Origin of the sequence: Acidovorax sp. A79, assembly GCF_041154505.1 — a bacterium.
Classification (GTDB): domain Bacteria; phylum Pseudomonadota; class Gammaproteobacteria; order Burkholderiales; family Burkholderiaceae_C; genus Acidovorax.
The window spans coordinates 1,749,132-1,762,161 of the sequence record NZ_AP028672.1; the positions used below are offsets into that span (position 1 = coordinate 1,749,132).

The window sequence follows — 13,030 nt, forward strand, 5'->3', positions numbered from 1 at the left end:
ACGATAGGGCGATGATTACTTGCCACGCTGGGCCACGATTTCAGCAGGCTGCACCAGCTGGCCGGTCTTGTTGGACCAGGAGTTCTTCGTGTAGCTCACCACTGCGGCGATGTCGGTATCGCTCAGCTGAGCCCATGCAGGCATCGCGCCATTGGCCGCGCCCTTGAGCACGACCTGGATCTGCTTGGCGTGGTCCGCATCCAGCACGATGGCCGAGCCGTCCAGCGGCTTGATGGGACCGGCGCCCTTGCCGTTGGCCTGGTGGCAGGCCGCGCAGTTGGCCGCATACACCTTCTCGCCGCGCTTCATGATGTCGTCCAGGGTCCACACCTTGGTGGGGTCGTCCAGCTTGGCCGCGGCCTTCTTCTTTTGCTCGCCCACCCAGGCGGTGTAGTCCTCGGCGGACACGACCTTCACGTGGATGGGCATGTAGGCGTGTTCCTTGCCGCACAGTTCGGCGCACTGGCCATAGTAGTCACCGATCTTCTCGGCGCGGAACCAGGTGTCGCGCACGAAGCCGGGGATCGCGTCCTGCTTGATGCCGAAGGCGGGCACCATGAAGGCATGGATCACGTCGTTGGCGGTGGTGATGATGCGGACCTTCTTGCCCACGGGCACCACCATCGGGTTGTCCACCTTCAGCAGGTAGTTGGCAGGGGCGTCCTTGACGTTGCCGCTGTCGGACATCACGCGGTGGCTGCTGTCCAGCGTGGAGATGAAGGCCAGGCCCTCGCCTTCGCCGGTGATGTAGTCGTAGCCCCACTTCCACTGGTAACCCGTGGTCTTGATGGTGAGGTCGGCATTGGTCGTGTCCTTCTGGGCCACCAGCACCTTCGTGGCGGGCAGGGCCATCAGGATCACGATGATGAACGGAACAATGGTCCACACCACTTCCACCGTCACGGACTCATGGAAATTGGCCGATTTGGCGCCCTTGGAACGGCGGTGCTTCCAGATCGAGTAGAACATCACGGAGAACACTGCAACAAAGATCACCGTGCAGATGATCAGCATCATCCAGTGCAGAAAATGCTGCTCTTCTGCGATCTTGGTGACGGGCGGCGCCAGGTTCAGCTGGTTGACTGCGGGGCCGCCAGGCAGGTCCTGAACGGCATGGGCTGCGGAACCCACCCATGCACCGGCAATCAGCAGCAGAGAAGCCAGCTTGTTGGAAATGCTCTTCATAGTTCTCACTTACTTCTAAGCCTCAATTTAACCAATCCCTTTCGCGCGCCTGCGTGGGGTCAGGCGGCGCGCAAGGCCATGCGGATCTCCGATGCCAGGACCGGCCGAAGCTCGGGGCGCACGTAGCGCCCCACTTCGACCGAACGGCCCTGCGCAGACAGCATGATCAGCGAACGGTCTCCGGTCTTGGGTTCTACGCGAACCCGGCTCCGGTCAAACTCGGCACGCTCCAGCTTGCCTGCTGTCTCCAGTTCCACCACGAGGCGCGAGCCCTGCAGTGAAATCCTCTCGCCATCCGCCGCATGGCGACCGTACATGGCGAATGCAATTCCTACAGCCACGATTTCGAGCCATGCGAAGGGCATGACCAGACGGGCACCGAGCATCCAGAAGAAAGCCGCGATACCCAGCGACACCAGGCACAGCGACAGGTACGTCCAACCCAGTTGCGCCGGCGTGACCGAGCAATTGCGAACGAGACGCCAGTCGATGCGCTGACCCGACACCGTGGCAAAACGAAAAACCAAGCCCGTCACCAGAAGTGCTCACAAGACTGCCGGCTGAAAGGTGCCTGCCATGCGTTGCCGCGACAGGCGCAGCCTGCAAGGTTGCGCGGGAAGATGCCCGAAATCTCAATAACCCGGAATTGTAGCGTGCCTTGTTCCATGTCATTGACACGGAGTTACAGACTAGCTCTCCTTGCCGCCCTGTCGCAGCATGGTGCGCATGTCCTGCAGCGACACGGCGCTGCTGGGGCTCACGCGCACGCGCGGCGCGGGCTTGAACGCATGCCCGTAGATGATCTCGAAGGTCAGCGCCAGTTGCCCTGCGTTGCCGGGGTCCGCCAGCCGGTGCGCCAGCGCTTCGTACAGCCGCTCGCGCCAGCGCCGCCCGCGCAGCGCGCCAAAACGCGCGGGGTGCAGGTTGCAGCCCAGTTCCTGCAACTCCCGCACCAGCCGCTGCGGGGTGGCGAAGGTCAGCGTGATGCGCTCCATGTCCATCACAGGCTCGGCAAAGCCCGCGTGCACCAGCATGTCCCCCCAGTCGTGCATGTCCGTGAACGCATGCCCGGCAGGAGGCCAGCCCAGCTCGGCGTACACCGCATGCAGCTCGCGCAGCGTGTCGGGACCCAGGCACGAGAACATCAGGTAGCCATCCACGGCCAGGGCACGGTGCCATTGCGCGATCAGCGCCTGCGGGTCCGCTGCCGTGTGCAGCGCCATGTTGGCCCAGAGCATCTGCACGCTCGCATCCGCCGGCGCACCCAGCTGCGGGTTGCCGGCGCCCCAGCGGGCGGGACTCCACCAGGGCCTGGCCAGGGCCTGCCGCGCCACCTCCTGGCAATGCGCGGCCGTCTCGTAGATCTGGCAGCGTGCCTTGGGAAAGCGTGCGCTCACCAGCGTATGTGCGTGCAGCCCTCCGCGCACCGCATCCCAATGGCACCACGATTCGGGAGCCTGGCGGATCCACTGCAGGCGGTCCTCCATGCGGCGCGCCACCTCCTCATGGAGCCAGGGGGACAACGCAGGGGCCGCCGCATGCCAGCGGGCCGCAGCAACGGGATCAATGGTGGGGGGACGCTCGGAGGGCATGGCAGGACGGGCGAGTATATTGATTCATGCTTTTCACGGGCTTGCTAGGGATTTCGCGCCCTCTTCGCACCTGGGCGGACAAGGTGCCCAGCCAGTGCGCCGTCTGCCATGCATGGCCGTCGCAGCGGATCTGCAATGCCTGCGCGGCGCGCTTTGCCCAGCCCGCCACACGCTGCCAGCGCTGCGCCCTGCGGGTCCCCCCGGGGGTCGCCGTCTGCGGCGCCTGCGTGCACAGCCCGCCCAGCTTCGATGCCTGCGTGGCCGCCGTGGACTACGCCTACCCATGGGCCGACGCGCTCGCGCACTTCAAGTTCCGGGGTGACCCCGGGTGGGCCAGGGCCCTGGCCACGCTGATGCGCAGCACGCCCTGGATGGAACCGGCCCTGGACGCGGCGGACCGCGTGCTGTCGATACCGCTGTCGGCCGAGCGCCTGCGCGAGCGGGGATTCAACCAGTCCGCGCTCCTCGCAAGGCATCTGGCAGGCCCCAGGAGCGACACCCGGACCCTGCTGCGCCTGCACGCCAGCGAGGCACAGAGCGGACTGCCGCGGGCGCAGCGCCTGCGCAACCTGCGGGGTGCGTTTGCCATCGAGCCCGCGCATGCGGCGGCCCTGCGGGGCCAGCGCGTGGTGCTGGTCGACGATGTGATGACCACGGGCGCCACGATGCAGGCCGCCACGCTGGCACTGCGCGAGGCGGGCGTGGCGCATGTCACCTGCGCAGTCCTCGCGCGCACGGGGCTGGACTAGCGGGATACTTTTGATTACGAGCGGTTGCTCAACTCACACGCCGGGCGATGACAATAGCCAGCATGTTCCATATCGTCCTCGTCGAACCCGAGATCCCGCCCAACACCGGGAATGTGATTCGCCTGGCGGCCAACACCGGATGCACCCTGCACCTGGTCGAGCCCCTGGGGTTCACGATGGAGGACAGGCAGATGCGGCGTGCGGGGCTCGACTACCACGAGTACGCCCAGGTGCAGATCCACCCCGGCTGGACCGCCTTCCTGCGCGATGCCCAGCCCGACCCCTCCCGCATGTTCGCCATGACGACCCACGGCTCGCAGCCGGTGCACTCCACCTGTTTCCTGCCGGGCGACTGGCTGGTGTTTGGCGCCGAGACGCGGGGTCTTCCACCCGAGCTGCGCGACAGCTTCCCACCCGCGCAGCGCCTGCGGCTGCCGATGGTGGCAGGCCAGCGCAGCCTGAACCTGTCCAACGCCGTGGCGGTGACGGTGTTCGAGGCCTGGCGCCAGAACAGTTTTGCGATGCCCGATGGCGAGATCACCGTCGAGCCAGAAGGCACCATCATCAGCGGATTCGCCCAGCTGGGCTGACGCAGGCCGTTCATCGCCGCCTGCGGCCGACCGGGGGAACATGACCCGGCCACCAGAGCGGAAACCGCCGCCCCAGCCAGCCCGCTAGCCTGCCTGCCCGCGCTGTTCGGCCATGGCCAGGGGCACCTGCTCGCTCAGGAAGTCCAGGAACACCTTGGTGCGCGCGGGCAGCATGCGGCCCGAGGGCAGCGCGGCATAGATGGTGTAGCGCGAAAAGATCCACGCGGGCAGGATGTGCACCAGCTCTCCGCGGGCCAGGTGTTCTTCGGCCAGCAGGCGCGACGTGACCGCCACCCCCGCGCCGTCCACCGCCGCGCGCAGCAGCAGCTCGGTGCTGACGGACTGCAGCACCGCCGGCATGTCGATTTCCTGGGCCGGCAGATTGCCGGAGAGGGATTGCAGGCGCAGCTTGCGGCCAGGCCCCGTCTGGGAACGGGCGGCCATGCCCGAGTCGCGCAGGTAGTCGTGCTGCAGCAGGTCCTGCGGCTCGCGCGGAATACCCTTGCGCTCCAGGTAGTCGGGCGACGCCACCACGATGGCCTCGCCCTTCAGCAGCGGGCGCGCCACGATGTTGGCGTCGAAGTCCTCTCCCGCCACCATGATGGTCACATCGTATTCGTCCACCCGCGCCGAGGCATAGGCGTCCAGGTCGATGTCGAGCAGCAGCTTGGGAAACTCCGCATGCCACAGCGCCACCATGGGCGCCAGGAAGTTGGTGGCCAGCACCGGGGCCGCGACGATGCGGATGGTGCCGCGCAGGTCGCGCGTGTTCGCGGCGGCGGCCGCCTCGGCGTCATCGATCTCGTGCAGGATGGTGCGCACACGCTGCAGGTAGGCATCGCCCGCATCGGTGAGAGCCAGCTTGCGCGTGGTGCGCTGCAGCAGGCGCGTGCCCAGGTGCTGCTCCAGTTCGGCCACCATGCGGGTGACCACGGGGGGCGACATGTCCATGGCCCGGGCGGCGGCGGCAAAGCCGCCCTCCTCCACCACGCGCTCGAACACCTTCATGGCTTGCAGGCGGTCCATGGGTCAGACCTCCTGCCCGCGAGCGGCCAGGCTCAGGCGGGTGCCCCGAAATTTCTCGCAAGCGATTCGGCCACGCACACGGGTTTGTCGCTGCCCTCGCGTTCCACGGTCACCAGCCACGCCATCTGCATGCCATCGGGCGCCACCGGCTCGGCCGCCTGCAGCGTGAGGCGCGCGCGCAGGCGGCTGCCCACCGGCACCGGCGCGGTGAAGCGCACCTTGTTGAGCCCGTAGTTCACGCCCATGCGCGCACCCTCTATGGTCAGGCCCGCCTCGAAGAACTGCGGAATCAGCGACAGCGTGAGAAACCCGTGGGCAATGGGCGCGCCAAACGGCCCCGCTTTCGCACGCTCGGGGTCCACGTGGATCCACTGGTGGTCGCCCGTGGCCTGGGCGAACAGGTTGACCTGTTCCTGCGTGATGGTGATCCAGTCGGTCACGGCGACCTCCTGGCCCACGCAGGCGCTGACTTCGGAGTAGGAGCGAAAGATTTTCATCACCCCAATGTAGCGCCGCAGCCGTGCGCGCCTTGTCTGGCACGGGACACCGTGCGCCCATCTGGCACACAACGCCAGCAACTGGCACTCCCCAGGCCAGTGCCACCGTGGATCTGGCTTTGCCAGTCCAGGGGTGGCGTCCCCCTCGGGGGAAGGCGCGCAGCGCCTCAGGGGGGGTCATGTGTCTAGCCACGTACAGATTCCTTGCCATTGCTCCAGGTCGCGCGCCACACGGCCCGGCGCCACGTCGAACAGCGTGAGGCCATGCGCCGCCAGGTGGATGTAGTTCTGCGTGTCGCGCAAGTAGCCCAGCACCGGAAACCCCAGGTTGTCCACGAAGTGGTGCAGCTGCTCGGCGGCCTTGGTGCGCGCGTCCACGCGCATGCCCACGATGCCCACGGGCACGCCCGCCGCGTGGCGGTGCTCGGCCAGCTGGTCCAGGAAGCTGCGCGTGGCGAAGATGTCGAACACGCTGGGCTGCAGCGGCACGATGATCTTGTCGGCCAGCTTGAGCACGTCGTTCAGGCGCCAGCCGTGCAGGCCGGCGGGCGTATCAAGCACCGCATGCGTGGTGCCCTTGGGCGGGCGGCTGATCACGTCCGAGCTGAGGCCGTCCCAGGCGCCGATGGGGCGCGCGGCCGGCGGGCGCAGGCCCAGCCAGAGCCTGGCGGACTCCTGCCGGTCGGTGTCGCCCAGGATCACGGGATGCCCCTGGCTCGCAAAGTAGCCCGCGATGTTGGTGGACAGCGTGGACTTGCCCACGCCGCCCTTCGGGTTGGCGACAACAACTACTGGCATGACAACCTCCTTGGAATCCGCGCATCCATGAAAATACAAGCCAAATCAGCCCCTGGCGCTTGATGGACAAGCGCCAGCAGCTATCAAAATCAAAGCATCAGCAACACGCTGGGGCCACCTCAGGCGTGCTGGCCGCCACGCTTGACGAAGAACAGCCCCGCGCCCACCGCCATCAGCAGGCCGCCAAACACGCGGTTCTGCGCGCGCACCGCACGCGCGCTGCGCATCAGGCGGCGCAGGGCGCTGGCCCCGAAAGCGTAGCCGTGCATCACCACCACGTCCACCGTCACCGTGGTGGCGGCCATCACCAGGAGCTGCGTCCACAGCGGGCGCGTGTCGGTCATGAACTGGGGCAGCACGGCCACCATGAAGATGATGCCCTTGGGGTTGGTGGCGTTGGTCAGGAAGCCCGTGAGGCAGCGCTTTTGCCAGGTGCCCGCCGGTGCTTCCTCATCGCCCTGCACGGGCGACGCGTCGCCCGCGCGCCACTGGTTGAAGCCCACATAGATCAGGTAGCACGCGCCCAGCACCTTGACGACGCTGAAGGCCACCTCGGACGCCAGCAGCAGCGACCCCACGCCCGCCCCGGCAATCAGCAGGATCAGCAGCAGGCCCAGCTGCAGGCCGAAGATGGTGGCGCCCGTCTTGCGCACGCCGAACGACAGGCCATGGCTCATCGACAGCACGGCCCCCGAGCCCGGCGACACCGCGATCAGGCACGACGCCGCGAAAAAAGCCAGCCAAGTCTGCAAGTCCATGAAACACCGCGCCTGTAATCCGAGAAGGGCACGCATCTTAACAACGCGCCCGCGCCGCCGCCATGGCATGCACGAAGAGCGCCTCCAGCGCTTGTCCCACCAGCGCCAGATGCTATTAAAATTGAAGCACCGCAACAACATGCCTCGCCAGCCTCTCCACATCGCCGCGACGGTGCCAGAATCCTGACACGCCCACGCCCGCATCCCCGCGACGCCCCTTCCCCACGCCATCGCCCGCATCCCCCTCTATGGAACACGCCCCCACCTGGCTCACCTACGGCTTCCTGTACCTCACCGCTGCGGTGCTGGCCGTGCCCATTGCCAAGGCGCTGGGCCTCGGGGCCATCATCGGCTACCTCGCGGCGGGCATCGCCATCGGGCCGTGGGGCCTGGGGCTGGTGAGCAACGTGCAGGACATCCTGCATTTCGCCGAATTCGGCGTGGTGCTGATGCTGTTCCTCGTGGGGCTGGAGCTGCAACCGAGCCGCCTGTGGGCGCTGCGCCGCCCCATCTTCGGCACCGGCACCGCGCAGGTGCTGGGCTGCGCGGCCGTGCTGTTCGCGCTGGGCGCCCTCGCCGGCCTGCCGTGGCGCGTGAGCCTGGTGGGCGCTTTGGGCCTGGCGCTGTCCTCCACGGCGATCGCGCTGCAGTCGCTGGCCGAGCGCAACCTCATGCGCACCCAGAGCGGGCAGGCGGGCTTTTCGATTTTGCTGTTCCAGGACGTGGCGGCCATCCCCATCCTGGCCCTGCTGCCGGTGCTGGGCGCCGCTGCGGGCGACGGCGCGGGCCACACGCCGGGCGAGATGGCGCTCGAGGTGCTCAAGATCGTGGGCGTGATCGCCGCCATCATCCTGGGCGGGCGCCTGCTGCTGCGCCCCGTGCTGCGCTGGATCGCCAAGAGCAACACGCCCGAGATCTTCACTGCCGCCGCGCTGCTGCTGGTGGTGGGCATCGCCTACCTGATGGTGATGGTGGGCCTGTCGATGGCGCTGGGCGCCTTCCTGGCCGGCGTGCTGCTGGCCGACAGCGAGTACCGGCGCGAGCTGGAGGCCGACATCGAGCCCTTCAAGGGCCTGCTGCTGGGGCTGTTCTTCATCGCCGTGGGCATGAGCATCGACTTCGGCGTGATCCTGCGCTCGCCGGGCCTCATGGCCGCCATCCTGGTCGGCTTCCTCGCGGCCAAGGCCATCGTGATCTACACGCTGGCCAAGCTGGTCAACATCCCGTACCAGGAGCGCCCGGTGTTCACGCTGCTGCTGGCCCAGGGCGGCGAATTCGCTTTCGTGGTGTTCCAGGCCGCCGCCGGTGCCAGCGTGTTCCCGGCCGAGACGGCCTCGCTGCTCATCGGCGCGGTGGCGCTGTCGATGCTGATCAGCCCGCTGCTGCTGGTGCTGCTGGACCGCGTGCTGCTGCGCCGCTACGCCCAGCTCAAGTCCGAGCCCCGGGCCGAGGAAATCTCCGAGCCCCAGGAGGCGCCCATCATCATCGCGGGCTTCGGCCGCTACGGGCAGATCGTCTCGCGCGTGCTGCTGGCCCAGGGCCTGCGCACCACCGTGCTGGACCACAGCGTGGAGATGCTGGAAGTGGCGCGCACCTTCGGCTACCGCGTGTTCTATGGCGATGCGACGCGGCTCGACCTGCTGCGCATCGCGGGCGCCGAACACGCCCGCATCCTGGTCATCGCCGTGGACGATGCCGAGCAGTCCCTCAAGATCGCCAAGCTTGCCCGCGAACACTTCCCCCAGCTGCAGGTGGTGGCCCGCGCGCGCGACGTCACGCACTGGAACAAGCTGCGCGACCTGGGTGTGACGCTGGTGCAGCGCGAACTGTTCGAGTCCAGCCTGCAAAGCGCGCACACGGTGCTGGAACTGATGGGCCTGGCGCCCGCCGAGGCCACGGCCATCACCCGGCGCTTTCGCACCCACAACATCGCCCTGGCCGACCGCATGTACCCGCACTACAAGGACCGCGCCAAGTTCATCGCGGTGGCGCGCGAGGGCCGCAACCAGTTCGCCGAGCAGATGGCCAAGGAGCGGCAGGAGAGCGCGGCGCTGGGGGCGACGGGGGGCGCGTACCCCGGGTATGGCGAGCCCGGGAGCCCGCAGAGCGCCGACGGGGCGGCCAGCGCCCAGGATGTGGACAAAAGCAGGCCTTGACGCTGATCCATCAAGCGCCAGATGCTATCCGTTCAATAGCAAAAGACCGACGATTGCCGCACGGGAGGGAGCACAGTCATGCGCGCCCGCAAGCGGTCGGTCTTTGCGGCGATGCGTGGCCGTCCGGCGGAACCGCGCAACGCGCACTGCGGCGCCGCTTGCATGGCCACCTCTCAAACGATAACTATTCGCATTAGAATACCCACTCCTGCCAGCCAGCGTCCCGAAAAGCCACGCGAGCCAGCGCCTTCAGCGTTTGTCCGCCCTCGGCTTTCTCTCCATCGGGACTCCCATGTCTTTTCAGCCCTCGCGCGCGGCCCGTTTCTCGCCGCGCTCTTCGCTCGCCCCCTCTTCCTCCCCGTACCCCTGGGCCCGCAAGGCCGGGGTGTTTGCCCTGACCCCGCTGGCCCTGTGCCTCGCCCAGGCCGCCGTGGCACAGCAGGACGCCGATGCACCGGCGGCCGCCGCCCAGGTGGCCGCGCCGCAGCTCCAGGAAGTGCGCATCAATGCCAGCACCGAGAAGGACATGGGCTTTGCGCCCGTCGAGGCCCAGACCGCCGGCAAGGCGCCCATGCGCCGGCTGGAGACCCCGCAGTCCGTGAGCGTGGTCACGCGCGAGCAGATGGAGTCGCGCCAGATCACCAACGTGCAGCAGGCGCTGCAGACCGTGGCGGGCGTGAGCCCCGTCAACTTCGGGCGCCGGGGTTTTGACGACATCAACATCCGGGGCTTTCGCTCCACCGAATCCATCCTGGTCGACGGCCTGGTGCAAAGCCCCGGCATGTGGGCCAAGCTGCAGCCCTACGGCTACGAGCGCTTCGAGGTGCTCAAGGGCTCGGCCTCGGTGCTCTACGGCCAGGTGCAGCCCGGCGGCATCGTCAACGCGGTGAGCAAGCGGCCCAAGAAAGACGCGATCAACGAAGTGGGCGTGGAGGTGGGCAGCTTCGGCCAGCGCACGCTGCAGGCCGACGTGAACAAGCCGCTGTCCGAATCGGGCAAGACGGCGCTGCGCATCAATGCCCAGGTGTCCAACGCCGACGACCCCACGCAGTTCGTCTACCGCAAGGACCGGTGGTTCGCCCCGTCGCTGTCCATCGACCTGGGCGCGCAGACCGACCTGGTGCTGTTCGCCACCTACAGCCGCAGCGAGTGGATGCGCCAGCAGGGCATCACACCCTACGGCACGCTGCTGCCCAACCGCAACGGCACCCTGTCGCGCACGCTGTTCACGGGCGATCCTGCCTTTGGCGTGTACGACGTGGAGAGCACCACGCTGGGCTATGCGCTGGAGCACAAGGTGTCCGACGCGATGACGTTCCGCCAGAACGTGCGCTACGAGACCGAGAAGGGCACGGGCAACTTCGTCTCCAACCAGGCGCTGCAGGCCAACCAGCGGCTGCAGAACCGCCAGGCGTCGCGCCAGTACATGGACTATGACCTGCTGGCCACCGACACCTCGATGCTCACGCGCTTCGAGGCGCTGGGCGCCAAGCACCAGCTCGTCACGGGCCTGGACGTGCGCAGCGGCCACAGCCTGCTGGCCAGCCGCACCTGCCGCATCGGCGCGCTGGACCTGTTCGCGCCCGTCTACGGCATGCAGGCCACCTGCCCCACGGCGCTGACCAGCGACGCGCCCGCCAAGCTCACCGTGGCCGGGCTGTATGCGCAGGACCAGATCAAGTTCGGCCAGGGCTGGACGGCCCTGGTGGGCCTGCGCCGCGACTGGTCCACCAACGACACGAACAACCGCGTGGCCAACACGCAGACACGCCAGAAGGACAGCGCCACCACGCTGTCCGCCGGCCTGATGTACGAGTTCAAGCCCGGCTGGGCCGCGTACGGCAGCTACGGCGAATCGTTCCTGCCCCAATCGGGCCTGACCTTTGCGGGATCGAACTTCGTGCCCGAGACCGGCAAGCAGTGGGAGGCCGGCGTGAAGTATGAGTCGCCCAATGGCCAGCTCACCGGCGCGCTCGCCGTGTTCGACCTGGTGCGCGAGAACGTCACCACCGCCGACCCCGTGAACACCGGCTTCAGCGTGCAGACCGGCCAGCAGCGCGCGCGCGGCCTGGAGGTGGAGCTGGGCGCGGACATGAAGAACGGCTGGAAGCTGACCAGCGCCTACACCTACACGCAGACCAAGGTCACGCGCGACAACAACGCCGCCATCGTGGGCCTGCCGCTGAACCTCACGCCGCGCCACACGCTCACGGCCTGGGCAACCTACAAGCTGCCGCAGCACCAGCGCATCACGCTGGGCATGGGCGGGCGCTACGTCAGCGAGCAGATCGGCTCGTATCCCTTCACGCTGCCGTCGTATGTGGTGGCCGATGCGTCCATCAGCTACGCGGGCGACAACTACCGCGTGACGGCGGGGGTGAAGAACGTGTTCAACAAGGCGTACTACGACGGCGCGATCAACGCCAACGTGGTCTCGCCCGCGTTGCCGCGCAGCTTCAACCTGGGCGTGACGTACTTCTTCTGACGCAGCGCCATCGCCCCGCCACCGCGAGCCGACCATGACCAGCCAGCGCACCCTGAACCGCCTTTTCGTCCTGCACTCCTGGGCGGGCATCGTCACGGGGCTGCTGATGTTCATCGTGTGCTTCTCGGGCGCGGTGGTGGTGTTCAAGAACGAGATCGACCTGTGGGCCAACCCGTCGCTGGCGCAGCTGCCGCGCTCTGCGACGCCCGCGTCGCTCGATGCGGTGCTGACGCAGCTGCACACCCGCTACCCCGGCGCCACGGTGGAGACCATCGCGCTGCCCGACGCGGTCAACCCGAGCTACTTCGCCTTCGTGCGCGAGCGCGGCGCGCCGGCCAGCACGCGCACCAAGGTGGCCCTGCGCTCGGACACGGGCACGGTGGTGGGCCCGGTGGACAGCCAGCTCGGCCAGTACCTGCGCATGCTGCACGTGTTCCTGTTCTTCGGGCCGCGCTGGATCGTGGGCTTTCTGGGCGCCGCGATGCTGGTGCTCATCGTCACGGGCATCGTCATCCACCGCAAGATCCTGGCCGAGCTGTTCACCCAGCGCTGGGGCCGCAGCTTTCGCGTGGTGATGTCCGACCTGCACAAGTCCGCGGGCATCTGGGGCCTGGGCTTTCACATCCTGATCGCCACCACGGGGGCCTGGATGGGCCTGGCGCCGCTGTTCGAGCAGGGCTACAAATACGTGACCACCAGCAGCACCGAAGTCGCAGCCACCGCCAAGCCCGCGCGCAAGGCCGCTGGCGATGCCGCCGAGCCCGTGCGCATGCAGTCGCTGGATGCCCTGTACGCCACCGCGCAGCAGGCCGTGCCGGGGCTGGAGGCGCGCTACGTGTCGATGCGCCGCTGGGGCACCGACACCGCCGAGGCCAGCTTCACCGGCAACCTGAGCGGCCACCTGGCCAGCACCGCGCGGGTGGACATCCACGCCGCCACCGGCGTGCCCAGGAAGGTGCACGACCCGCGCACGGCGGGATTCTGGTCGCTGGTCAACGGTCTCATGGAGCCGCTGCACTTTGGCGACTTCGGCGGGCTGGCGCTCAAGTGGCTGTATTTCTTGCTGGGCATGACGCCCGCGTTCCTGTCGATCTCGGGCACGCTGATTTGGCTCGATGCGCGCCAGCAGCGGCGGCGTGAGGCCGAGGCCGCGCAGGCGTCGGCCGGGGGCATGGCGGCGGCAGGTTGAGGTCC

12 protein-coding genes are annotated in these 13,030 nt (G+C 67.9%); 5 read left to right on the top strand and 7 right to left on the bottom strand.

Annotation, left to right across the window (positions count from 1 at the left end; genetic code table 11):
• Positions 1 to 15: 15 nt before the first annotated feature.
• The 3 genes from coxB to ACAM51_RS07920 all read right to left on the bottom strand — a co-directional run bounded on the left by coxB (position 16) and on the right by ACAM51_RS07920 (position 2,777).
• Positions 16 to 1,185 (bottom strand): cytochrome c oxidase subunit II, encoded by a 1,170-nt coding sequence (gene coxB / locus ACAM51_RS07910; RefSeq protein WP_218295950.1) that lies wholly within the window; start codon positions 1,183 to 1,185, stop codon positions 16 to 18.
• A 59-nt stretch (positions 1,186 to 1,244) separates the two neighbouring features.
• Positions 1,245 to 1,721, bottom strand: coding sequence for a DUF2244 domain-containing protein (locus ACAM51_RS07915; protein WP_218295951.1), 477 nt, complete (start codon positions 1,719 to 1,721; stop codon positions 1,245 to 1,247).
• Between the two features lie 153 nt (positions 1,722 to 1,874).
• Positions 1,875 to 2,777, bottom strand: a complete 903-nt coding sequence (locus ACAM51_RS07920) for a class I SAM-dependent methyltransferase (RefSeq protein WP_218295952.1) — start codon at positions 2,775 to 2,777, stop codon at positions 1,875 to 1,877.
• A gap of 26 nt (positions 2,778 to 2,803) precedes the next feature.
• Between ACAM51_RS07920 and ACAM51_RS07925 the strand changes: the two genes are divergently transcribed.
• Both ACAM51_RS07925 and ACAM51_RS07930 read left to right on the top strand, forming a co-directional pair.
• Positions 2,804 to 3,526, top strand: coding sequence for a ComF family protein (locus ACAM51_RS07925; protein ID WP_369643197.1), 723 nt, complete (start codon positions 2,804 to 2,806; stop codon positions 3,524 to 3,526).
• Positions 3,527 to 3,588: 62 nt separating this feature from the next.
• Complete coding sequence (locus tag ACAM51_RS07930; RefSeq protein WP_218295954.1) at positions 3,589 to 4,116, top strand: tRNA (cytidine(34)-2'-O)-methyltransferase; 528 nt, start codon at positions 3,589 to 3,591, stop codon at positions 4,114 to 4,116.
• Positions 4,117 to 4,200: 84 nt separating this feature from the next.
• Here ACAM51_RS07930 and ACAM51_RS07935 read toward each other — a convergent pair whose 3' ends face one another.
• The 4 genes from ACAM51_RS07935 to ACAM51_RS07950 form a co-directional block, all read right to left on the bottom strand.
• Positions 4,201 to 5,142 carry a LysR family transcriptional regulator gene (locus ACAM51_RS07935; RefSeq protein WP_218295955.1) on the bottom strand — a complete coding sequence of 314 codons (942 nt, stop codon included), beginning with the start codon at positions 5,140 to 5,142 and terminating at the stop codon, positions 4,201 to 4,203.
• A 32-nt stretch (positions 5,143 to 5,174) separates the two neighbouring features.
• The gene (locus ACAM51_RS07940) at positions 5,175 to 5,639 is read right to left on the bottom strand and encodes a MaoC family dehydratase (RefSeq protein ID WP_369643198.1); all 465 of its coding nucleotides are present in this window, start codon (positions 5,637 to 5,639) and stop codon (positions 5,175 to 5,177) included.
• A gap of 177 nt (positions 5,640 to 5,816) precedes the next feature.
• Complete coding sequence (locus tag ACAM51_RS07945; RefSeq protein WP_218295956.1) at positions 5,817 to 6,437, bottom strand: ParA family protein; 621 nt, start codon at positions 6,435 to 6,437, stop codon at positions 5,817 to 5,819.
• Positions 6,438 to 6,556: 119 nt separating this feature from the next.
• Positions 6,557 to 7,195, bottom strand: coding sequence for a LysE family translocator (locus tag ACAM51_RS07950; protein WP_218339573.1), 639 nt, complete (start codon positions 7,193 to 7,195; stop codon positions 6,557 to 6,559).
• 248 nt (positions 7,196 to 7,443) lie between these two features.
• On the opposite strand from ACAM51_RS07950, the gene kefC reads away from it, so the two are divergent.
• The 3 genes from kefC to ACAM51_RS07965 all read left to right on the top strand — a co-directional run bounded on the left by kefC (position 7,444) and on the right by ACAM51_RS07965 (position 13,025).
• Positions 7,444 to 9,351, top strand: a complete 1,908-nt coding sequence (gene kefC, locus ACAM51_RS07955) for a glutathione-regulated potassium-efflux system protein KefC (protein WP_369643199.1) — start codon at positions 7,444 to 7,446, stop codon at positions 9,349 to 9,351.
• 292 nt (positions 9,352 to 9,643) lie between these two features.
• Positions 9,644 to 11,836 carry a TonB-dependent siderophore receptor gene (locus ACAM51_RS07960; RefSeq protein ID WP_369643200.1) on the top strand — a complete coding sequence of 731 codons (2,193 nt, stop codon included), beginning with the start codon at positions 9,644 to 9,646 and terminating at the stop codon, positions 11,834 to 11,836.
• A gap of 34 nt (positions 11,837 to 11,870) precedes the next feature.
• Positions 11,871 to 13,025: a PepSY-associated TM helix domain-containing protein gene (locus ACAM51_RS07965; protein WP_369643201.1), complete on the top strand. Its 1,155-nt coding sequence runs from the start codon at positions 11,871 to 11,873 to the stop codon at positions 13,023 to 13,025.
• Positions 13,026 to 13,030: the final 5 nt, after the last annotated feature.